Below are 22,977 nucleotides of genomic sequence, written 5' to 3' on the forward strand. Positions count from 1 at the left end.
GTGGAGCTGATCATGAATTTTTTTAAAAAAAAGCAAAATAAAAACTTTGCACATGAAACAAAGGCTGACCAAACAGCCTCATTAATAAAGCATGGCACATTGATTCGCTACCAGTTATTTTTTTCCGGTCGCGTACAGCACGTTGGTTTTCGTTTTGAGGCTGAGCAAGCGGCCTCTCAATTGATGCTGACTGGTTGGGTCAAAAACTTAGATAACGGTCAAGTGGCAATGGAATTGCAAGGCAGCGATAGCAAAATAACTCAGTTCTTGACCTATATGCAGTCACTGGAATGGGTCAAAATAACACAGATCGACAAAAAAATTCTGCCCGTTGATAGTCAGGAAACTAGTTTCTCAGTGAGAGGATAGTCTTTGTTAACAATATATTTGGTCAATTAATTAGCGATCAAAGAAGTGAATTTTAAAGAGAATGACCAGTTCTACAAGGATCAAAATGCCTGTGATCACAAAAGTAAGGATCCAAGAATAAGCCAAGTGAGCCAGGGGCAGGTGTACATTCATACCATAAAAGCCTGTGACGATCGTTGGCACGGCCATTAAGGCTTGCAGCATGGTTAACACGCGCAGAGATTTGTCGAGCCTTTGATTGTTGAGATTTGAATAGGCACTAGAAATGGTTGTAATGACATCTGCGGTCTGGTTGGCCATATCGATAGCTTGTGTGTTTTCAACCAAGACATCTGCAAAATACTCTTTTTGGTTATCGTTAACACGATCACCTAAATAAGCCTGCAGGCGAGAGATGGCCGTTCGATCGGTTCTTAGCGAATCAAGCATATAAATCATTTGCGTTTCCAATTCCATTAATGAGGAAATGGCACCGGATTGAATTTTCTGCCGTAGATCGGATTGAATGATATTGCGTTTGCGGTTGATTACACTGATTGTGCTAATGTATTCGGCAACTAAGACAGAAATTGCGTTTAAGAAAACATCAATTGGCGTTAAACTGCTTTTGTCGAGATGATTTTCCCTTGCAAGTGCAAACAGTTTTTCAGAAATACGAGCAGTTGTTGATCGCGCAATTGTAAAAAAATTTCCTTTCTTATCAATTAGCATGCCAACCGGCTCAGTCGCAGAAAAAGGTGATTCGGGCGTAATAATATCGAAAACAATCAACGCATTACCGCTGGGCTGGTCAATTTCTGTTCGTGCAGACTCATTGGGATCTAGTGCGTAAAAAAGTAATTCTCGTGTAACGCCGAGCTTAACTAACTGGTCTTGTTCAGCTTGGTTGGGATTTTTTGCCTCATACCAAGTCATTTTTTCATTAATATTATGTATTTTAAGCATTAGTCAATCCCAAAAATAATGCAATTATGAAACTGTTGATCAACAACAATAATAGCACGAACAAATGCTGTCTTTTTTTTATCAAAAGTATCGCGGCGAATTCTCTAAACCAGCCTGAAGCAAGATAATTTCTAGTTGTTTTTGCAGGTAGCCCGTTAATAGGCAGCTGCTGAGACAAGGCGATAAAATTGGCTCGAGCGAGATGATAAGAATTAGTTACAAAAAGCAGTTGAAGCTGATCGATTTTTCCTTTGGTTTTATTATCTCGAATCACTTTCATAGATTTTTGGAAATTTTCCTTAGTGTTTGTTGACAGATCCTCCATTAATACTCTGGAAGTTAACAAACCTTTTTTGACTAGCCATTGTTTCATTGCCTGCGCTTCGCTAATACGCTCATCCGATCCTTTACCACCTGACACGATGATCTTTGTTTCGGGATGCTGAAGAACAAAATTCAACCCAGCTTGTAAACGGTTCTGGAGATTTTCGGATATTTGGTCGCCCTTTAATAAACCAGCACCCAATATAATCAGATAAGCATATTTTTTCCGCCGCAGACTGATTTTGTATCCAATTAAATTAACAAGGATGGTTTGGGTCATAAAGTCAGCAAAAACGAAACCAAGATAAATGACAAAGAGGGGTACAAAAGAGACTAAACCAGCTATGCTTTTAGGCATGTTGATATGAGCTAGTTGGATAAAAGCAAGCAAGCAAAGAACTGTAAACATGCTCATGACCAAATGGGTCGAAAAACGATAACGAGACCGATACTTAGCATTTTTGGACATTTTAAAACTCCAGATAACTAAAGTAATGCCAGAATAAAAAGCTAATATGACGACCGAGGCGATTAGCAGCAGAATAACAAAACGCGTGACTTGAAAAAGATTGGCATTTAATTGACGTGTCCAAATGAACAGACCGAACAAAAAACTTTCAATTGCAAGATTCAAGAACCAACCGTTTTTCAAAAAACGATAATCTTTTCTAACGCTGTATGCAAATATGATAAGGAAAATTAAAGCGAGAGCAAAATAAGGGAATGCTGATCGTTGTGTGAAAGGGATTAAAAAATTTATAAACACAGGACTATTTTATCAGTGCGGCAAGAACACTGAGAATGATTAAAGCAAAAAATTCACTTATTTCTTTTAACTGTAAAGGTTTTTTATTATATTGTGTCCTGGCAGCCCCCTCTAAAAAACCGTGCGCATACATAGCCTGGCTGAGATTATTGGACCAGACAATTGAATCGTAGATAGCTTTCATGTAGAGCTGGGGTGAAAAAATCGTTAAACGTACACCGCGCATTTTCCCAGAGGCTTTAATAATTTTGATTTGTCGATCCATTTTGGGTAGAAAATTTAAAGCGCCTAGAATACCGTAAACAAAGGTAGGATTTAATTTTAAATCTTGTTCCAGACTGCGCATTAATTCGGTTGTAGTCTGGCTATAGGCGATGATACTGCCTAAAAAAATATAGGCATAGACTCTTGTAGCCATAATCCAAGCGAAGATTTCAGAATGATCGCTGCTCAAATTAAAATACATATACCAACTGCCTACGGCGGGCATTATTCCGATAATGGCCAGCCAAAGGTATTTTTTTAAAGAAATTTTTTTGATAAATAGGTAGAGCAAGGCCGCGAAAATAGTTAGAATATTCAACCAAAGCGAACGCACAAAGGCCAGTTCCAAACCAATGATGAAAACAAGAATGAATTTCAAGGCAGGTTTCATGGCAAGCTCTCCAATTGGGTCAAGTGATGGTTATGAATCAGATAAGCTGCATTGATAATTTTGTCTAGGGCAAAAAGTTGATGACTTGTGAATATTTTAGTTGATCGAGTGCTGTTCAAAAAATCAATTAAATTTAAGACGGAATTTTTATCTAATCCGGTGAAAGGTTCATCTAATAGCATAATATCTGGTGCTTGGATTCCAAGCAGCAATATTTGTAGTTTCTTGCGTTCGCCGCCGGAAAGTGTGTACACGGATGAATTTAATAATTGATCTAAGGACAATTTTTGTAGCCAATCAGTTATTTGATCGTCGGTCAGACTATGATGAAATTTTTTTCTCTTGCTAAGCTCGATCTCTTCTTTAACAGTTATTTTTAAAAAACTGTCACTGGCATTCTGAAAAGCTAATGACAATTTACCAGTTTTTTTAATCTGACCTTGGTATTTTTCCAAGCCAGCGATGGCTTTTAACAAAGTGGATTTTCCCGAACCGTTTTCTCCATTGATCAACACATTTTGTGATTCGTAAATCTGTGCTTGGGTTTTTTCTAAAAGTATCTGATCGGGAAAATGGATGGATAGCTTTTGTAAAAGAATGCGCAAAGGCATTGATCCCTGGACTAACTGGAAATGAGATTCATAGGCAAAGCGCTGATAAAATTCCGAGAATTTTTCTTTGGAAAGTAGTCTAATTGCTTGATTTTCGAAAAGAAAAATTCGATCAGCCATATCTCTATAAAGTAGTGGATCGTGATCAGCTATGATAATCGTTTTTCCTTGCTGCTGTAATTGCTGAATTTTTGTGAGCAAAAAACGCGTATTAGTCATATCAACGTTAGCGAAAGGTTCATCCAAAATAATCAAATTAGAATCCAGATTAACTGCTTCTGCTAAAGCTAATCGTTGTTGCTCACCGCCAGAGAGGGTCTCAACGCTTTGGTTTTTTTTATTCAATAAATTGAAATCTGACAAGATATTGTTAATTTTATTTTCAATTTGATCACTTGGCAGACGATTATTCTCTAGTAGAAAAATTAATTCTAAAAAAGGAGTTGCCATCGTGAATTGCTGATCGGAATCCTGGAAAACACGAGCAGTCGTTTTCGGGTATTTTTTGACGATCTCATTAATAAAGGTTGTTTTACCAGATCCAGAGACACCCGATAACAAAATAAAATCGCCAGAATTAATCGAGAGATCAACTTTTTTTAAAATTATTTTGTCCTCAACGGAAATATCTTGATTGTTGAATAAAATTTGTGGCAATTATTTAACTAATCTTGCTCTTTTCAAAAAGAAATAAATGACAAATACGAGGATACCGGCAAAAAATAAAATGGAAACAAACCAAATAATTAGGAGAGACAAAGTAAAATTGACGGGTATTTTGTCGTACGCAGCGTAAAAATAATTGTAGCCGAAAGAGAGAACTGTGCTTGTTATAGTTGAAAACCATAGACCGACAAGCGGTTTTTTATAGCCGGCTAGCGCAAACCCTAATTCACTGCCTGCACCTTGAACAAGGCCCCAAATTAGATCAGTGGTGCCCCAGGTAGATCCAATCGCCATTTTGACGATTGCAGCCAGCAGTTCACCAAGCAGGGCTGAACCAGGTTTTTTAATGATTAATGCTGAAACAGGGCCAGCCATAACCCACAAACCAATAGTTGCAGCAGTCATAACCTGTTGAGAAACCTGGCTGGCACCGACGGTCAGTGTGATCGAATGCAACGATAGAAAACTAATGAGTGGTTTAGTTATCGAAGCAAAAGCATTATGGGAAATTTTTAAAACATAAAACATGACGCCGAAAATCATACCGATTAAAACAACCATCATGATATCTTTAATTTTCCATCCACTTGTATTAGAAGTTCTTACTGCCACTGGATACCCTCCGCATATAAAAAGAGTCGAAAGATAACGACTCTTTTTCGCTATCTCCCCACGCAGGAAATAATCTACGAGTTTGATGGACAAGTCTCAGCCAATAAATACGGACACCTTTGTCAGGAATCTCCAACTCTTTACTGATTCTAGCATAGACTCACTTGACTATTTTTGCTTTTTTTAATAGTTGAAAAATAATAAAATCAATCACACCAGAAAAAATAAAAATCGATAGAAACCAGATCACAAACAAAATCAAGACATAGTCAAAACTAAATTTATAATAAGATTTTTCAAAATAGTGATAGATGAAACTGATCAAACTAGCTGTGACAGTTGATAGCCAAAGACCAAGCATTGGTTTTTTATATCTCGTTGCTGCAAAACCAGCTTCGATTCCGGCACCTTGAACGACTCCCCAAATAATGTCTAGGACACCCCAAGCTGAACCGATCGCTAATTCAACAATTGAAGCCACAACGTTAGTTAGAAAAGCAGATCCGGGTTTTTTGATAATAAGGGCTGCAATTGGTCCTGCCATAAGCCACAAACCGGTTGTTGCAGCGGTCGTGACTTGCGCAGCGACTAAGGATGTTGATAATGAACTTGCTAAAGAATGTCCTGTCAAAAAGCTGGCAATTGGTGCTGTCATGCTCATAAAGGCTGTCCAGGGAATTCCAAAAGCAAAATACAAAACACCGAAAATAACACCAATCAAACCAGCTAAAATGACTTCTCTAATTTTCCAACTATTCTTCTGCATTAATTCTCCCCATTCGCACACAAAATTTATCTAAGCGCTAAAATTTTAGCATAGTGTCATCTTATCAATATAGTTTTATAGTCAGTGGGATTTTTGTTAGCAAAAGTGTCAAAGAATTATTGCGTTATTGGCTGGTTCCGCGTTTTATTCGTGGCGTGTTACGGCAGAATAAACGCTTATTTGTCAATGGACAGAATGTTTCGACGGCAACAGTCCTGCAAGATGGCGATGAACTCACTTTTCGACTAAATATTCAGGATTTCCACAAGCAGCAACACTATTCTGCTAATAAGCAGTATCAGGTCAGGATTCTATTTGAGACTGAGGATTATGTGATCGTTAATAAGCCGGCTGCTATGAAAATGCACCCGCATTCGCCTGATGAAAACGACACATTATTGAATTACGCTGAAGCTGTGCTAAAAGATCACGCTTCACGTGGACAGGCGGCCCATGCTTTTATGGTGCATCGCATTGATAAGGATACATCGGGCGTTGTCCTCATTGCTAAAAATCCATTAGCTGTCGCAATTTTAGATCAACTATTAGCTAAAAAGAGGATTAAACGGACCTATTTGGCCTGGGTATCCGGCAATTTGCAAGACAACGCCGGTATCATCGATCGAGCAATTGCGGTGGATCCAAATGATCCCTATAAGAGAGTAGTTAGTGATGGTGGCGGATTGCCAGCCATCACACATTGGCAAAAAATCCATACTGTTTATCAAAATACTTTATTACGGATCAATCTAGAAACTGGCCGGACACATCAAATTCGAGTCCATTTAGCGGCCATCGGGCATCCGTTAGTCGGTGATCGCCTATATCATGGCCGCGATTATCCACGCCTGCTTTTACATTCAGCAACGATTAAATTACCATCACTTTTTTCCGACTATACGGTGTGCCGATCTATCACGGCAGCGATCCCTAAGGACTTTCCCCGCCAATTGAAATTGTAAACGCAGCCTGCCATATTACATTGACACAAATAGTAATATGTTATAAATTAATCATAGAAGCAAGAGGAGGAGGCGGCATGACACAAGAAATATCTAAAGATATGATTCGTGGCGTCACTGAAGCGATTATTTTGAATGTTTTAGAATCTGGCGATTCATACGGATATCAGATCTCAAAACAGATTAGAGCTATCACTAATGGTGAATATCAACTTAATGAAGCAACTTTGTATACAGTTTTCCGGCGTCTGTCAGCTCAGGGCTTAGTCAAAAATTATTATGGCAATGACGATGAAAACCAGGGCGGCCGCAGAAAATACTACAGTTTGACTCCGACTGGTGAAGCTGAGCTCGCCAAGTCAAAGGCAGAGTGGCGGTTTTCAAAAAAAATTATTGATAAGTTGCTAACGGAGAACAAATAATGGACACATTAATCAAAAACAAATTAACCCAGTTATTTAAAGATTACGTACCTTCTTCGGATTTAGACGATCTGCACGATGAAATGTATGATGATTTGTTTGAAAGCGCCAACGATATCAAACATACAGAACAATTATCTGATCAGGAATCAGTGGCCAAAGCTTTTCAGCAAATGGGCGATCTAGCTGACGTAATTGCAAAGACCGGGACAAAGAAAAGCAGTCATTCATTTGCTTTTGAATTCGTTTTCGACAGTAAAAAACAACAGAAGATTATTTATGAGGATGATTTTTCTCTAGAAAAAATTGACCAAATTGATCTGAGTTTTAAGTCGGATGCGGTCAGGATCGTGTCAACCTCGTCAGAGAAATTAAAGGTGACGCAATACGCTAAAACGAATCTATTAAATGAGCCTCTAGTACAAGTAAGTCGCAAAAACAGTCGACTTATGCTGCTGCTGCCTGAAAATCATCATATTACGATCGGTCTTTTCGCTAGCGACCTGCAGCAACCGAAATTGTTAATTGAACTGCCCCAAAGGTTCACAGGTCAATTGAATACACGTTTTTCGTCAGGTAGTTTGCACTTAAGCGATCTACAAAACAAACTATTAAGCGAAGCCCATTTTACTTCTGGTCTTTTACAGATCGACAAGTGTTTCTTTAGTAATTTTAACAGCATTTTTTCGTCCGGTTCCGTTAAAATAAAACAATCTTCTTTCGAAAACTCAAACACTAATTTTTCTTCTGGGAGTATTCGTTTGAAGGATGTTGAGGGACGATACGCGATTCAAGGCAGTTCAGGTTCCATTCATCTTGATAATGTGAATGGAGCTGGTTCGACTGCTATCAGATCCGGATCTGTTCATGCATCTTTTCAAAAAGTAACTGATGACCTCAACTTCTCTGCAGCATCGGGTAGTTTGAAAATACATTTGCCCCATGAAGATCAATTTAGTTTCAAACTAGCGTCTCGATCAGGCAGTGTTAAAATTCGTGATAATTTCAATGCTGAAATTAATTTTGATATCGATTCGAATTCAGGAAAACTGGGCTCAGTTGGTGATCCGACCCAATATCGTGTTAGCGCGCAAACTGCTTCTGGCAGTGCTGTGATTGATTAGAGTTTTTTTAACTTAATCTATGTTTAATCGCATCGGGCTTATAATCTAAGCAATGGCTAAACGAGTTCCACCTTTTTTAACACCTCCGGCAATCGTCTCGATCGTGATCGCTTTGGGAGCTGTCAATGTTGTCACAAATGCAACGACACACACAAGCGAAGGATCACCAGACGTGAAGCGTCTGTCTAGTTCGAATTCTGCTAGTTCGGCGACAATTAAATCAAAATCTAAAAAACCTGCCAAAGATGATTCTTCCAGCAGTTCAACATCGCTCAGCTCTTCTGTAAGCTCCTCTGCAGTATCTAGTTCCTCGGATGATTCATCTGCGGATGTTTCAACCTCCGCAAGCTCGAGCAGCTCTTCTACGGCTTCGAATTCTGCCGCAGCAGCTTCTTCGTCAAGTTCATCTTCGTCAAGTTCATCAACAGGAGGCCAATAATGGGAATCGGCTTATTAACCTTAATTAACCAATGGCTAGGTTTTTTTAGCGTCCGGAATAAAGCTAGAGGCCGTATCTATTCTCTTGTGGGTCTCGCGGCCAATTTTTATCTGCTGTATATCGGTATCCGTTTGGTTATCAATCAGCAAGTCTGGGGCTGGCTGATTTTGTTGGCCTTTATTGTGCTGCTGTATTTTTCAATTTTGAATATTATCTACTACTTCACCGATAAGACTGTTAAGTGGGATATTTCGCCCATTATCGATCGCGCTTTGGGCGGCAGCGGCAGCGAAGAAGAGGCTGCACTAAAAACGGTTCCGGCTAATGGCTTGTATACGCGTGATCAAGTATTAGATACGGTCATCGTTTCTGATTATGAGCAGCAGCAGAATTTAAACTTTTTATTTCAGCAGATGCAGGAAGCGAAATTGGTTTCCAATGGTTATGGCCAGATGTCGCATGCTAGTATCAAAAAATATTTGGCTGAAAATGGCACTATATCAGCTAACCACCCTGGCAGCTTGATTCCTTATTTTGATATGAAATACGCACCAAACGGTTTGATTATTTATGGTGGTATTAATGAAATTGCCGCTCGTCCAATCGGCTTGATCACAAAAGTTGGCTTAAGCGATGCGATCACCGCCCTGCAAGGCTATCATTTATCCCTTGCGTCAGCTGTCATTCATGGCGGTACTGGCCAGGTACTGGATCCTGAAACTGGAAAAACTGTTACTGTTCATATTCCGATCTTTGTCACTGCTGAAGTTGCCTATCAGCGGCGAAGCAGTATTTGACATCGTTCATTAAGGTGTTATTATTGAAAACTATACGGAATGAATAATCATTCCTAATTTGAGGGGGATGATTATCAATGCCTGAATTATCAAAAGCAGTGGGCAAAAAAGACGCTATTTTCGCAGCGGCACTGCAGTTGTTTTCTCGGCGAAGTTTTGACGGTACAACAATTCCGGAAATTGCTAAAGTTGCCGATGTTGGTGCAGGAACGATCTACCGTTATTTTTCTTCTAAAGAAGATTTAGTTAATGAATTATTCATTAAAACGCTGGATGATTTTATCAGCCATTTACAAGCGGGAGTTCCTGATCAAGCTGATACTTGGGTTCAGTTTCACCACTTGTTTGAAAATGCTTGGCGATATGTTATGAATAACGTCGAGACTTTTCTATTCATCAATCTGCATGATGAAGGTACATATTTGAATCAGCAAAGTCGTGAAAGCTATTCGCGTATGTGGGGTTATATTGCTGGCATCATTGAAAAAGGTGCAAAAAAAGGTGATCTGATCGACTTAGATCCCAAGTTCGTGGCTAGTTTAGTTTATGGTCCCTTGATCCCGATCTCGAAGCGCTTTGACGGTCAGGATCATAAGGCTTCTAAACAGTTGGCGCGTGCTCTAGAGGACGCAACTTGGCGGGCTATTAGCACGAAGTAATTTCGTTTGGTCAAAAAGGAATGATTATTCATTCCGAAAAATTGGAGATGGGTTATGGAAAAAATATTAAAGAAATCAAGAATTTTTATTGTTGCTTTTTGGCTGATAGCGGCTGTGATAGCTGCTTTTGCCTTACCGAATGTTGATCATTTAGTTCAGACAAAAGGACAAATTACAGTTCCAAAAAATAGTTATATTCAAAAAGGCACTCGTTTACAAAAAAAATTAACACCTGGGCAGTCTAGCAGCGATGATATTATTGCCGTTTTCAATACCGGCAGCAAATCAAAATTAAGCAGCCGACAAATCAGCAAAATCAGGCAAGCGGTCAAGAAAGTATCAAAAGATAAGTCGACCTACCACATTAGCAGCGTCACGTCCTTATTGGATGGCAAGTCAATACAAAAACAGCTGACTTCCAAAGATAAGACGACGATGCTGGTCCAAATTTCGGTTAAAAGTGATCAAAGCCAAATCGGGAATCGATCCAGCAAAATAAAAAAGGCCATGCATATTAAGGGCCTGACTTTAAAAATGACCGGGACCGATCTAGTTAATTACGATTTTCTCTCCGCATCCCAAAATGGTGTTAAACAAACGGAAATTATTGCCATCATTTTCATTTTAATTGTGTTGATTTTCGTCTTTAAAACACCAGTCGTGCCTTTGATCAGTTTAATAACTGTGGGTATTAGTTTTATCGTGTCCTTCTCCTTAGTGACAAATTTGGTCCAACATTTTAATTATCCTTTTTCTAATTTCACGCAGGTATTTATGGTGGTTGTTCTGTTTGGGATTGGTACCGATTACAACATTCTCATGTATACACGTTTTAAATCGGAAATAGCCGGTGATGATGACAATAATCGGAGTGCAGTGAATACGATCGCAGCCTCTGGTCGGACTGTTCTCTTCTCAGGTTCTTCTGTTCTGATCGGTTTTGCCACGCTGGCCTTGGCTCGTTTCAGTCTTTATCAGGCCACTAGTGCTGTTGCAATTGGTGTACTCGTTCTCTTGTTAGTCTTAACTACTTTGAATCCGGCGCTCATGAGTTTGTTTGGCAAACGGCTTTTTTGGCCTTCGAAGCGCTTCTCCGGCGAAAGCCAGTCCAGATATTGGCATTTTTTGACCTCAGGAGCTGTTAAACATGGTTTTATCAATGTGCTCGTTATTGTATTGATCGCTGCGCCATTTGCTGCAATTTTCTCTAATAAGCTGAATTTCAATGATTTATGGGAAGTGTCAAATAAATACGAATCCAAGCAGGGTGTGAATTTAATTCAAAAACATTTTCCAGCCGGATTTTCTTCACCGGTAACTGTCGTTATTTCTAGCGACAAGCGTTTGGATAGCAATACGAGTCTTTATGATCTGGATTCGATTCAATCAAAATTAACTAAAAACAAAAATGTTAGCGAAGTAATGGGCGTCACGCGGCCCTTGGGTGATAAAATCAATCAGCTGTATGTCGACAATCAGCTCGGAACTTTGAATTCAGGTATTACGAAAGCCGGAAATGGTGTTTCGACTATCAACAGCGGTTTAAAAGATGCTCAAAACCAGTTGGACAAACAACAGACTAATACGGCGAGCGTACAAAAACTGATTGACGGTACTAGTCAGCTCCAAAGCGGTTCTTCCGAATTGCAAACTGCATTGAATACTTTGCAGACCAAATTATCAACAGGTGCGGCTGGTGCAGCTGAATTAGATAGTTCCCTAGGGACTTTATCTAGCAGCACAGCGACTTTAAAATCAGCTGTTGACCAAATTCTAACTGGTAATGAGAAAATTATGTCAGCTGTTCAAAGTTCAGCCATTTCCGCTAGCGAAATACAGCAATTAGAGGAGCTGGTCGCTTCACTACAACAGTCTTATCCTAATGATCCACGGCTGACAGCATTATCGAAGGCACTGTCGCAACTGAGCAGTTTGCCTAGCAGTCAGGCAGAACTGATAAGCAATTTGCAAAAATCCAATACGGCTCTTACACAAGTAGACAAAGGTCTTGGCACGATGCAGACTGGTATTGCTCAGATGCAGACCGGCGCGAACCAACTCTCATCTGGCATGCAGACGGGTGCTAGCGGCGCTGGGCAGATCGCCTCTAAAACACAGGATCTGACCAAGGGCTTAGCCCAGGTACAGTCCGGTCAGCAGGAAATGAAGACGGCCTTAAACCAATTGATCAGTAAAAGCAAAGAACTCAAAACTGGTTTGGGAAAAGCATCAGATGGTTTGAATCAAGTGAGTGATGGTCTAGATCAAGGGCAAAGTTATGTAAGTCAATTGATAGGTAATGCTTCTGACTGGTTGAATATTCCTAATTCAGTCTTGCGTTCCAAGACCTTTAAACAGTCTTTGGATCAGTATATGAGCCCTGATCGCAAAACAACCAAAATCACTGTGATTTTAAAAATGGATCCTTTTTCTCATTCGGCAATGTCTGCAACGAATAATTTACGCAAGGTCGTTTCCCATTCACTGCAAGGCACTAGTCTGGCTGGATCGAAAATCGGCATTACCGGTACCAGTATGAAAAATTATGATCTGCAGCAAATATCGACCTCTGATTTTTTGAGAACAGCTATCATTATGTTAATTGGTATCACGATCGTCCTATCCTTCATTACGCATTCAACGCTGCACGCTTTTATGATTATCGCTTCTCTAGCAGGCACCTATTTTGCCTCGCTGGGAATTGGTGAAAAAATTAGTCAAATATTCCTGGGCCGCGATATGCTTTCTTGGAATGTACCCTTTTTCAGTTTCATCATGCTGGTTGCGCTTGGTGTGGATTACTCGATCTTTGTTATGAGACGTTTTGACGAAGAGAGAGGAACGACCAAAGAACGGCTGGTTGCGGCTTCAACACATCTGGGTTCTGTCGTCATTTCGGCAGCTGTGATTCTGGGCGGTACTTTTGCCTCAATGATTCCATCAGGCATTTTAACTTTGGTACAAGTTCCGATCGTTGTTATTGTCGGCTTAGTTATTTTGGCCTTCGTTGCGATTCCAATGTTCGTGCCAGCTGGAATTTCGGATATTGAGTGGCTGTTGATGAAACATGTTGATGCAACTAAACGAGCTGCCCATAAAAAAGATTAATAGATAAAACAGATCTGATGAGGTCTTTTTTTATTGCCTTTTGATTTGGAAGAATTTTCATAAATTGTTAGACTCAGTATAGAAAGAAAAGAGGAACATGAAAGTAATAGTTGGGCTGGGCAATCTAGGTGCAAAATACGCAAAAAATCGTCACAATGCTGGTTTTATGGCGATCGACAAGTTAGCACTGCGTTTGAATGTTAAATTTTCTTTGAAACAAAATCTGCATGCTTTTTTAGCTGTTGCTAACGTTGAAGGACAAAAAGTCTATCTTGTAAAGCCGATCACAATGATGAATGATTCTGGTATTGCTGTGAAAGCTGTTTTGGATTATTTTGGCGGCAAGATCAATGATTTAATTGTTTTTGTCGATGATATTGATCGTGATTATGGTCAATTGCGAATCAAAAAAGCTGGTGCTTCCGGCGGCCATAATGGTTTGAAATCAATTGAGGCTAATATTGGCAGCCGAGAGTTTTTGCGTATTCGAATCGGTACTGGTCGTCCGGCACATACTGCTCAGTCAGTGATCAAACACGTTTTAGGAGATTTTACGCAACTGCAAATGGAACTCGTCAAGCCAAAAATTGATGATGCTGTTTTAGCGGCGCTGGATTTGATTCAAGGAGCTGCGCTGAATACCGTGACGAATCGTTACAATAATTAATGATGTATGCATTAACAGGCTTTCTCAGTCAACTGCCACTAATAAAAAAAATTGCCGCTAATCAGACTGATAAAAATTCAGTGCAATTAATCAGCGGTGTCAATGATACGCCCAAAGCTGCTTTGGTCGCTGGGATTTTTGCGCAGTTTAAAGCTGCAAATATTAATAAACGCATCCTGTTATTGACTGATACACAATTCCGGGCTGATCAATTAACGGCTGATTTAACTTCTCTGCTTGATGAGGATTCTGTTTTTGAAATGCAGGTCGAAGAATCTTTGGCGATCGAGACGGCTATTGCTTCACGTGATGCTGATTTGAGTCGCGTTCTGGCTTTACAAGCTTTTCAGTCGAATAATAGTGCGATCATCGTGCTGCCTTTTTCTGGCTTATCACGACGTTATCCGGCCGCCGATGTTTTCAAACAAGCCGTCATCGAGCTGAAAATTTCTCAATCTTATCCACGTGATCAATTAGCTAGAAAACTAGTCGAAATGGGCTATCATCGACAGTCCTTAACAGCGAATACCGGTGAATTTGCGATTCGCGGTGAAATCGTTGATGTCTATCCGATTAATTTCGACCAGCCGATTCGTTTGGATTTTTTTGACGACGAACTGGAATCAATGCGCTATTTTGATGCTGATTCGCAAAAATCCTTGGATAAAGTGGCATCAATATCCATTTATCCTGTCTCTGATTTTGTGCTGCCTCATGCCGAATTTACTGAAGATGTCAAAGTACTGGAACAGGCTTTTATTGACCACCGCAAGAATCTAAAAGGTGCTCAGAAGAAAAAACTGACTGATTTTTTTAATCCTTTGCTAGCATCAGCGAAAAAATTTGTTTATGATCGTGAAATTTTGCCTTTTTCTGAATACTTTTTAAAACATTCGCTGTTCGAATATCTACAGCCCGATGATTTAATTTGCATTGATGATTTTGCCCGCGTTAATGATCAATCACAGCTGCAGGCACAAAAAAATGCCGAATGGGAAACGGATCGCTTAGCTGAATTTAAGCTATTGCCAAATTTAAGCATTAAGCTTGATGCTATTGATCTGATCAAACATTCTCAGCAAAAACTATCGAATGGCAGCGGTCGTTTTGCCAACCCAAAAATTTACTTGAGTAATTTAACTCGCGGTTTAGTTGGTATTACTTTTACGAGCAAGACCGAAGTGATCAGTCGAGTGATGCAGCAGTATTTTGGTCAGATGCCGGCTTTAAAAATGGATCTGGATTCATATCGCAAACGTGGTTTTACGGTTATCTTAGAAGCAAGCAGTCGCGAACGGCTGTTGTCTTTACAGCGGACCTTGCATGATTTTTCAATGAATTTTGCCATTACTGACAGTATTTTGGTCGGTACTGCTCAGCTGCAGGTCGGTAGTTTGTCACATGGGTTTGAATTACCTGAAGAAAAGATCGTCGTGATGACCGAGGCTGAATTGTTTGCCAAAGTTAAAAAACGCGTTCCCCGCCATCAGACCTTCTCTAATGCTGAAAGAATCACGAGTTACACAGAACTAAAACCTGGTGACTATGTTGTTCATGTCAATCATGGTATTGGCCGTTATGAAGGGCTGACAACGCTGGAAGCCAATGGCGGCAAGCAAGACTATATGACGATTGCCTATGCGCAAAAGGCTAAAATTTTCATTCCAGTCACACATTTGAATCTGGTTCAAAAGTATATCGGTGCTGCCGATGCTACGCCTAAAATCAATTCTTTGAATTCGACCGATTGGGCTAAAACCAAGCGACGTGTCACGGCTAAAGTTGAAGATATTGCCGACGACTTGATCGCATTGTATGCCAAACGCGAGGGAGAAGTCGGCCATCGTTTTCCAGTCGATGACGACCAGCAGCAGACTTTTGATGATGATTTTGCTTATCCTGAGACGGTTGATCAGCTCCGTTCGATCAAAGAAATCAAGGGCGGCATGGAGGACAAAAAACCGATGGATCGTCTATTGGTCGGCGATGTTGGTTTTGGTAAAACCGAGGTGGCCTTTCGGGCAGCTTTTAAAGCGATCGAAGATCATAAACAAGTAGCTTTTTTGACACCAACAACGATCTTAGCCCAGCAGCATTATCAAACAGCTGTTGAACGTTTTTCTGATTTTCCGGAAATCAGAATTGGTATGCTATCCCGCTTTCATACACCGAGTCAAAATAAAGCTGTGATCGCCAAATTGAAATCGCATGAAATCGACATGGTCATCGGTACACATCGTTTATTATCAAAGGATGTTGCCTTTGATGATCTTGGATTTTTGATTATCGATGAAGAACAGCGTTTTGGTGTTAAACACAAAGAGAAAATCAAACAATTGCGTGCCAATATTGATGTTTTGACCCTAACAGCAACACCGATTCCACGGACCTTGAATATGGCCTTGGTCGGTGCTCGCGATTTGTCGGTTTTGGAAACACCTCCGGCTAATCGTTTTCCGATCCAGACTTATGTTTTAGAAGAAAATTGGCCTGTCATCGCCGATGCGATCGAAAAAGAGATGTCACGTGGCGGTCAAACATTTTTCCTGCATAATCGTGTTCAAGATATCGAACGGACTGTTGCGCAAATACAGCAAATCGTGCCCGATGCTAATGTTGGCTATATTCATGGCCAAATGAACGAGACGCAGCTGGAAAACGTTCTGATGGACTTTTTAAACGGTGTTTACGATGTGCTGGTCACCACGACAATTATTGAAACGGGCGTTGATATTCCCAATGCAAACACCTTGATCATTGAAAACTCAGAACGTTTTGGTCTGTCGCAGCTTTATCAATTACGCGGTCGTATCGGCCGTTCCAATCGCTTGGCTTATGCTTATTTCACTTATCCTGGTGACCATCAGCCAAGTGAAGACGCTCAAAAGCGTTTAGAAGCGATTCGCGATTTTACAGAATTGGGCTCTGGCTTTAAACTAGCCATGCGCGACCTGGCTATTCGTGGTGCAGGCGATCTTTTGGGCAAACAGCAGCATGGCTTCATTGATTCAGTTGGCTATGAACTCTATCAGCAGATGCTCCAGGAGGCCGTTGCACAAAAACAAGGCAAGAGCAAAGATATTAGTCATACAAATGCTGAAATCGTGCTGCAGATAGAAGCCTTGCTGCCAGCAGATTATGTCAGTGATTCCTCTCAAAAAATTGAGATCTATCAACGAATTCGCAAATCCAAGACAGAAGCTCAGTTCCAAGAAGTACGCCAAGATCTCGTGGACCGTTTTGGTCCGATCCCGATGGAGGTTTATAATTTGTTTGCTCTGGCCCGCCTGAAAAATGCCACTGATGCCGCTAATGTTACAAACCTGAATGGGGATGTTTCTCAAGTGAAAATCATGTTTAGCAAAAAAGCCAGCAGGATCTTAGGCGGTGAAAGTATTTTCAAAACATTAAAAGATCTGCCTTACAAAGCACGTGTGAAGGCAGTCGACGATCAGCTGGAATTGACAATTATTTTAAATCAAGATGATCAGTTGACTCATTTGGCCGTGGTTACGAATTATCTAAAAATTGTTTATGAGGAGTTGAAAAATAATGCGTCTAGATAAATATTTGAAAATCAGTCGTTTAGTTAAACGGCGCACGCTAGCTAAAGAATTCACAGACCAAGGTCGTGTCACAGTAAATGGCAAAGTTGCTAAGTCATCTAGTAGTGTTGCTTTGGGCGATGTGCTGATCTTGGCATTTGGCGGCCGTATTTTGACGATCAAAATCACGAATGTTTCAGAAATTGTCAAAAAAAATGATGCTAGTGAGATGTACGAACTGATTTCTTCGGAAAATCGCTCAAAAGAAAGTTAATTTTTTGATTGGCAAGATCGCCAGTCGGGGAGAAATTATTAAGATTTATTTGTGATTTCATTAAGATATTTTTATCTTGTGAGTCGTATGCGATATTGAATTTAAGTGATGGCGACTGGTGCGGCTCAACAACAAAAGAGATCCGATAAAAGAGACTCATCTAATCGTCCGCTTTTGCACGTTGTGAAAGCTGATACAGCAGCTCAGATCCGGGGTGCACAACCTCACAATCGCGTTCGTGAGCGACATTATCATAAGGAAATAGCGCGTCGGCGTCGTTTAATTGCTGCTGTTGGTGCGCTTGTATTAGTTTTTTTCTCTGTTAATTTGTATTCATCGGCTGCCAAACTATACGCAGCTCATTTGCAGTTAACGCAAGTTAATCAACAATTAGCGGAGACTAAAACTGAGAATGGTAAGTTAAAAGGAACTTTAAAAAATCTTAAACAATCTGATTATCTGGCACAAGTTTTACGCAATAAGTATCAATATTCTAAATCAGGTGAAATCATTTTCAATTTTCCTAGTGCCAGTCATAAAAAATAGCACACAAAATACAGCGATCGTGCAGCCATGAAGAGTCTCTATCGACAATTTCAGTTAAATATACAAGGGAAAAAGCTGTTTTCTTCTGATGAAAATATCCTGCTTGCGATCTCAGGCGGTGTGGATTCGACCGTTTTGGCTGATTTGCTTTATCGTTATGAGAAAGGGGCTACGAAACATTTATTCCTGGCTCATGTTGATCATCAATTGAGGCCAGATTCGGCAGAAGAGACGAAGTTGATCGATCGCCAGTTTGCCAGCTTAGGTTTACAGGTTTTTCATACAAAATGGCCACTGGCTGATCAACCTGTCAGCGGTATTGAGAATGCAGCTCGACAATTTCGTTATGATTTTTATCAGCAGGTCGCTGATAAAATCGCTGCAAAAAAAATCATCTTAGCGCAGCATGCAAATGATCAGGCTGAGACTGTGCTGTTAAAAATTATTCGTGGTGGTGATTGGGAAACGGTTTCATCAATGGCCTGGTCGCGGCCTTTAGCACAAGACTCTGCTATTCAAATTATTCGTCCCTTGTTAAATATCAAAAAGACTGATATTTATGATTATGCGCGGGCACGAAAATTGCATTGGATCGAAGATCCGACCAATCAAGACCCGGATTACACAAGCCGTAATCAAATTAGGCAGATCGTGTTACCGGCTTTGGAGAAAATAAATCCGCGAGCAGTTGAGAATATCTCAGCTTTTGCTGATCAAATGAGAGATCTCCAAGATGATCAGCTCTTGGAAATGCTAAAAATATGGATTCACAGATCCGCTGGCTTAATTCCGATTAAGCGTTCCCAATTGAAAGAATTTGAATTATTGCTGGATAATGAAAAACAAGCGCACGGCCGCATTAATCTAGCTAATGGGTTTTCATTAATTAAAGAAAAAAAAGAGATTAAGATCATAAAAGAAAGGTAAAGATACGATCACGGCTTTATAAGCGTTGTTCGTGTTAACATAATAACAACGAAATGATTGACATAGACCCCCGTTTTTCAAAAATCCTACATAGCCACGAAGAAATTGAAAGTGCTGCCAAAAAAATCGGTGCTGAAATTGACCACGATTATGCTGATAGCATTCCGATTTTAGTAGTAGTTCTGAAAGGTGCCGTCATGTGGGCTGGCGATCTTTTCAAAAATATATCAATTGATGTTGAAATGGATTTTATTGATATTGCCAGTTACAACGGAGGCGTTGCCTCGAGCAATAAAATATTGCTGAAAACGGATATGACAACGGATGTTAAGGGGCGTGATGTCATTATTGTTGAAGATATCGTAGATACTGGCTTATCATTACAGTATCTAGAATCTTTGCTGGCAAGCCGTGGTGCAAAGTCTGTCAAAACAGCAACGATGCTCAATAAAGAAAAGGGGCATAAAATTGCTGTCAAAGCTGATTATGTCGGTTTTGAGATCGACAACGAGTTTGTTGCAGGATATGGATTGGATTATCAGGAAATTTGGCGTAATTTACCCTTTATTGGCGTTGTTAATCCTAATATATATTCATAATGCTACAATATTATATTGGCGTAAGCGAGGTACTATATGCAAAATAAGAATGGCGGATTTTTCCGCAGTTCGTTATCATATGCTCTGGTGATTCTGGCAGTTATTTTCATCATTTACAGTTTCTTTGGACGCAGCAATGGTAATGTTAAACAACTTTCGACGACTTCTTTTTTGAAGCAGTTAAAAGATAATAAAATTAAAGATTTTACGATTCAGCCTGGCAGCAGTGGTGTCTATACGGTTGCTGGCGATTATAAAAAGGCACAAAAATCTAGTAAAAGCAATAGTAATAGCGTTTCTTTGTTATCTGGCTACCAGTCATCGATTACAAAGTTTTCAGCTTATGTTTTGCCAAATGATGCTAGTTTAAAAGAAATTACAACAGCGGCTAAAAAAGCGAGTGTTGCGGTTAATCCAAAACCGGCACCCTCTGATTTTTGGGGATCAATGCTGACAGTTCTACTGCCAACGCTGATTATGTTTGGACTGCTTTACTGGTTAATGATCGGCGGACAGCGTGGCGGTCAAGGCGGTCAAGGCGGCGGCCCTGGCGGTATTATGAGTTTTGGTCGTTCAAAGGCTAAACCTGCCGATCCTAAGCAAAACAAAGTGCGTTTTGCTGATGTCGCTGGTGAAGAAGAAGAAAAGCAGGAACTCGTTGAGGTTGTTGAGTTCTTGAAGGATCCAAAGAAATTCACGAGCTTAGGTGCTCGCATTCCTAAAGGTGTTTTGCTTGAAGGACCTCCTGGAACCGGTAAGACTTTGTTGGCGAAAGCAGTAGCTGGTGAAGCCGGTGTGCCTTTCTTCAGCATTTCTGGATCTGATTTCGTTGAAATGTTTGTTGGTGTCGGGGCCAGCCGTGTTCGTGATCTATTTGAAACTGCAAAGAAAAGTGCACCGTCAATTATCTTTATTGACGAAATTGATGCTGTTGGTCGTCGTCGAGGTGCCGGTATGGGTGGCGGAAACGATGAACGTGAACAAACACTGAACCAAATTTTAATTGAGATGGATGGTTTTGAAGGCAATGAGGGCGTTATCGTGCTTGCTTCCACGAACCGTTCTGATGTTTTGGACCCAGCCCTGCTGCGTTCGGGACGTTTTGATCGTAAGATCTTAGTTGGCGCACCTGATGTGAAGGGCCGTGAAGCGATCTTACGTGTCCATTCCAAAAATAAACCTTTGGCTGATGACGTTGATTTGAAGGTCATCGCACAACAGACACCGGGCTTCGTTGGTGCTGACTTGGAGAACCTATTGAACGAAGCTGCTTTGCTGGCTGCTCGAGGGGACCAAAAGAAAGTCACTGCGGCCGATATTGATGAGGCTGAGGATCGTGTTATTGCAGGTCCAGCTAAGAAAGATCGTAAGACGACTGAAATTGAACGCCACACAGTTGCTTATCATGAAGCTGGTCATGCGATCGTTGGTTTGGTTTTGAATGATGCACAAGTTGTCCGGAAAGTTACGATCGTACCGCGTGGACGAGCCGGCGGTTATGCTTTGATGATGCCAAAAGATGAAAGATATCTGATGACAGAAAAAGATGCTAAGGAAGAACTGGCTGGTTTGATGGGCGGCCGTGCCGCTGAAATTTTGATTTATCATCAAGCTAGTTCTGGCGCTTCTAACGATTTCCAACAAGCAACGCAAATTGCTCGAGAAATGGTGACCCAATACGGTATGTCTGACAAACTGGGTATGGTCCAGCTGGAAGGCAATTCAAATGCCTTTATTGGTGATCCGAATAATCCCAATGCAGCTTATTCACAAAAGACTAGTGAGCTCATCGATGATGAGGTTCGTCGTTTGACCAACGAAGCTTATCAGACAGCGGTCAATATTATTAAGAGTAATGCCGAGGCGCATAAAGCGATTGCTGAAGCGCTGTTAAAGTATGAAACGCTCGATGAAGCTCAGATCAAATCTTTGTACGAGACAGGCAGCGTATCAGGTGATCTAGTAAAAGCTAACGAAGCACCAGCACATCCGATGTCTTACGAGGAATCTAAAGCTGCTTCTAAGAAAAATGCCGCTGTCGACAATAAAGAAGCTGTTGAAGAAGTGAAAACGGATCAAGATGATTCTGTAGCAACTCCAAAGAAAACAGTTCCTAAAACTAAAAAAACAACGAAGCCGCGTAAAACGACTAGCAAATCGACTAAAGCAACAACGAAGAAGTCAGCTTCAACTAAAGATAGTGAGAAGAAATAAGGAAAACGCGGCTTACATAAGTCGCGTTTTTATAATTAATCATGGATTATTTAGCAAAAAGTTTAACAACAAATGGCCATTTTCGTGCCTATGTCACTGACATGTCGCAAACGGTTCAACAAGCAGCCGAGATGCATGCTACGAGTCCAGATGCCACGATCGTCCTGGGTCGCGCCTTGATCGCAACTGCTTTGACTGGCACGTCACTTTTGAAGGGCAATGATCAAATACACGTTAATATCAATGGCCGTGGCCCGATTGGCCAAATCGTAACTGAAACGGACGCCAATGCCAACTTGCGAGGTTATGTGACCAATCCAAAAGCCGTTGCTGAAAATGGTCGGAATGGTCTGCCTGATATAGCTGGGCTGGTTGGTTTAAAGGGCAGTTTGAAGATGACGAAAATTCAGCCGGGTCTAAAGCCGTATGTTGGCGAAGTAGCCCTAATTACTTCCGAAATTGGTGATGATTTTACCTATTATCTTGCGCAATCTGAACAAATTCCCAGCGCGGTAGGTGTTTCAGTTTTTGTTGATTCAAAAGGCAAAGTTCAACATGCTGGTGGCATTTTGCTTCAAACGATGCCTGGCGCCAGTGACACTGAGTTAGACTTATTAGAACAGCATTTGGCTAAGATGCCAAATATTTCGTCCATGCTTGCAGAGGGTTTAACGGCTAATCAAATTCTTGAGAAACTTTTTGCTCATCTGAAGCTAACTGTTTTAGAGACAATGCCAGTCCAACTGGCGCCGGAACTAGATAAAAATTGGTACGCCAAGGCCATCGCGACGCTGCCGGCTCAAGAAATTCAGGCAATGATCGATGAAGACCATGGCGCTGAGATCCTTGGTCGTTTCACCAATAAGAAATATCAGTTTAGTGAGAATGAGTTAAAAGGAATTTTGGCTTCGAAAACGCATAAACAGTCTGGAACAGAATAGCTTTCTGCTACACTAGACTAAGTATATTTAAGGGATTTT

The 22,977-nt window shown here is 40.6% G+C and carries 22 protein-coding genes; 16 read left to right on the plus strand and 6 right to left on the minus strand.

What is annotated here, in order from left to right:
- Nucleotides 1–12: 12 nt before the first annotated feature.
- Complete coding sequence (locus DLJ48_RS03980; protein ID WP_128686133.1) at nucleotides 13–369, plus strand: acylphosphatase; 357 nt, start codon at nucleotides 13–15, stop codon at nucleotides 367–369.
- A 30-nt stretch (nucleotides 370–399) separates the two neighbouring features.
- On the opposite strand, the gene DLJ48_RS03985 is transcribed toward DLJ48_RS03980, so the two are convergent.
- From DLJ48_RS03985 to DLJ48_RS04010, 6 genes are all read right to left on the minus strand, one after another.
- Entirely contained in the window at nucleotides 400–1,314 is a 915-nt protein-coding gene (locus tag DLJ48_RS03985; RefSeq protein ID WP_128686135.1) for a magnesium transporter CorA family protein, read from the minus strand.
- On the minus strand, nucleotides 1,307–2,290 hold the full coding sequence (locus tag DLJ48_RS03990; RefSeq protein WP_243148678.1) for a YdcF family protein: 984 nt from the start codon (nucleotides 2,288–2,290) through the stop codon (nucleotides 1,307–1,309). Before DLJ48_RS03990 ends, DLJ48_RS03985 begins: the two co-directional genes overlap by 8 nt.
- Nucleotides 2,291–2,408: 118 nt before the next feature.
- The gene (locus DLJ48_RS03995; protein ID WP_128686139.1) at nucleotides 2,409–3,059 is read right to left on the minus strand and encodes an energy-coupling factor transporter transmembrane component T family protein; all 651 of its coding nucleotides are present in this window, start codon (nucleotides 3,057–3,059) and stop codon (nucleotides 2,409–2,411) included.
- Complete coding sequence (locus DLJ48_RS04000; RefSeq protein WP_128686141.1) at nucleotides 3,056–4,327, minus strand: ATP-binding cassette domain-containing protein; 1,272 nt, start codon at nucleotides 4,325–4,327, stop codon at nucleotides 3,056–3,058. Before DLJ48_RS04000 ends, DLJ48_RS03995 begins: the two co-directional genes overlap by 4 nt.
- Nucleotides 4,328–4,948 carry an ECF transporter S component gene (locus DLJ48_RS04005; protein ID WP_128686143.1) on the minus strand — a complete coding sequence of 207 codons (621 nt, stop codon included), beginning with the start codon at nucleotides 4,946–4,948 and terminating at the stop codon, nucleotides 4,328–4,330.
- Nucleotides 4,949–5,108: 160 nt separating this feature from the next.
- Nucleotides 5,109–5,714 (minus strand): ECF transporter S component, encoded by a 606-nt coding sequence (locus tag DLJ48_RS04010; RefSeq protein ID WP_128686145.1) that lies wholly within the window; start codon nucleotides 5,712–5,714, stop codon nucleotides 5,109–5,111.
- Between the two features lie 53 nt (nucleotides 5,715–5,767).
- Between DLJ48_RS04010 and DLJ48_RS04015 the strand changes: the two genes are divergently transcribed.
- From DLJ48_RS04015 to hslO, 15 genes are all read left to right on the plus strand, one after another.
- Nucleotides 5,768–6,676, plus strand: coding sequence for an RluA family pseudouridine synthase (locus tag DLJ48_RS04015; protein ID WP_128686147.1), 909 nt, complete (start codon nucleotides 5,768–5,770; stop codon nucleotides 6,674–6,676).
- Between the two features lie 77 nt (nucleotides 6,677–6,753).
- Nucleotides 6,754–7,098 (plus strand): PadR family transcriptional regulator, encoded by a 345-nt coding sequence (locus DLJ48_RS04020; protein ID WP_128686149.1) that lies wholly within the window; start codon nucleotides 6,754–6,756, stop codon nucleotides 7,096–7,098.
- Nucleotides 7,098–8,222 (plus strand): DUF4097 family beta strand repeat-containing protein, encoded by a 1,125-nt coding sequence (locus DLJ48_RS04025; RefSeq protein ID WP_128686151.1) that lies wholly within the window; start codon nucleotides 7,098–7,100, stop codon nucleotides 8,220–8,222. The genes DLJ48_RS04020 and DLJ48_RS04025 overlap by 1 nt, the downstream gene beginning before the upstream one ends.
- Nucleotides 8,223–8,274: 52 nt before the next feature.
- A complete protein-coding gene (locus tag DLJ48_RS04030; RefSeq protein WP_128686153.1) occupies nucleotides 8,275–8,661 on the plus strand; it encodes a hypothetical protein in 387 nt (128 codons plus the stop codon).
- Nucleotides 8,661–9,458, plus strand: a complete 798-nt coding sequence (locus tag DLJ48_RS04035; RefSeq protein WP_243148680.1) for a DUF6681 family protein — start codon at nucleotides 8,661–8,663, stop codon at nucleotides 9,456–9,458. Before DLJ48_RS04030 ends, DLJ48_RS04035 begins: the two co-directional genes overlap by 1 nt.
- Nucleotides 9,459–9,535: 77 nt before the next feature.
- Nucleotides 9,536–10,117 (plus strand): TetR/AcrR family transcriptional regulator, encoded by a 582-nt coding sequence (locus tag DLJ48_RS04040; protein WP_128686157.1) that lies wholly within the window; start codon nucleotides 9,536–9,538, stop codon nucleotides 10,115–10,117.
- A 54-nt stretch (nucleotides 10,118–10,171) separates the two neighbouring features.
- A complete protein-coding gene (locus tag DLJ48_RS04045) occupies nucleotides 10,172–13,225 on the plus strand; it encodes an MMPL family transporter (RefSeq protein ID WP_128686159.1) in 3,054 nt (1,017 codons plus the stop codon).
- A gap of 97 nt (nucleotides 13,226–13,322) precedes the next feature.
- Nucleotides 13,323–13,892, plus strand: a complete 570-nt coding sequence (gene pth, locus DLJ48_RS04050) for an aminoacyl-tRNA hydrolase (protein WP_128686161.1) — start codon at nucleotides 13,323–13,325, stop codon at nucleotides 13,890–13,892.
- The gene (gene mfd, locus DLJ48_RS04055) at nucleotides 13,892–17,458 is read left to right on the plus strand and encodes a transcription-repair coupling factor (protein ID WP_128686163.1); all 3,567 of its coding nucleotides are present in this window, start codon (nucleotides 13,892–13,894) and stop codon (nucleotides 17,456–17,458) included. The genes pth and mfd overlap by 1 nt, the downstream gene beginning before the upstream one ends.
- On the plus strand, nucleotides 17,445–17,711 hold the full coding sequence (locus DLJ48_RS04060; RefSeq protein ID WP_128686165.1) for an RNA-binding S4 domain-containing protein: 267 nt from the start codon (nucleotides 17,445–17,447) through the stop codon (nucleotides 17,709–17,711). Before mfd ends, DLJ48_RS04060 begins: the two co-directional genes overlap by 14 nt.
- A gap of 108 nt (nucleotides 17,712–17,819) precedes the next feature.
- Nucleotides 17,820–18,257: an FtsB family cell division protein gene (locus DLJ48_RS04065; RefSeq protein ID WP_128686167.1), complete on the plus strand. Its 438-nt coding sequence runs from the start codon at nucleotides 17,820–17,822 to the stop codon at nucleotides 18,255–18,257.
- 27 nt (nucleotides 18,258–18,284) lie between these two features.
- The gene (gene tilS / locus DLJ48_RS04070) at nucleotides 18,285–19,184 is read left to right on the plus strand and encodes a tRNA lysidine(34) synthetase TilS (RefSeq protein WP_128686169.1); all 900 of its coding nucleotides are present in this window, start codon (nucleotides 18,285–18,287) and stop codon (nucleotides 19,182–19,184) included.
- Nucleotides 19,185–19,237: 53 nt separating this feature from the next.
- Nucleotides 19,238–19,783: a hypoxanthine phosphoribosyltransferase gene (hpt, locus tag DLJ48_RS04075; RefSeq protein ID WP_128686171.1), complete on the plus strand. Its 546-nt coding sequence runs from the start codon at nucleotides 19,238–19,240 to the stop codon at nucleotides 19,781–19,783.
- Nucleotides 19,784–19,819: 36 nt separating this feature from the next.
- Nucleotides 19,820–21,997, plus strand: coding sequence for an ATP-dependent zinc metalloprotease FtsH (ftsH, locus tag DLJ48_RS04080; RefSeq protein WP_128686173.1), 2,178 nt, complete (start codon nucleotides 19,820–19,822; stop codon nucleotides 21,995–21,997).
- Nucleotides 21,998–22,038: 41 nt separating this feature from the next.
- Nucleotides 22,039–22,938 carry an Hsp33 family molecular chaperone HslO gene (hslO, locus tag DLJ48_RS04085; protein WP_128686174.1) on the plus strand — a complete coding sequence of 300 codons (900 nt, stop codon included), beginning with the start codon at nucleotides 22,039–22,041 and terminating at the stop codon, nucleotides 22,936–22,938.
- Nucleotides 22,939–22,977 lie beyond the last annotated feature (39 nt).

Source organism: Oenococcus sicerae, from assembly GCF_004102045.2.
Taxonomy (GTDB): domain Bacteria; phylum Bacillota; class Bacilli; order Lactobacillales; family Lactobacillaceae; genus Oenococcus; species Oenococcus sicerae.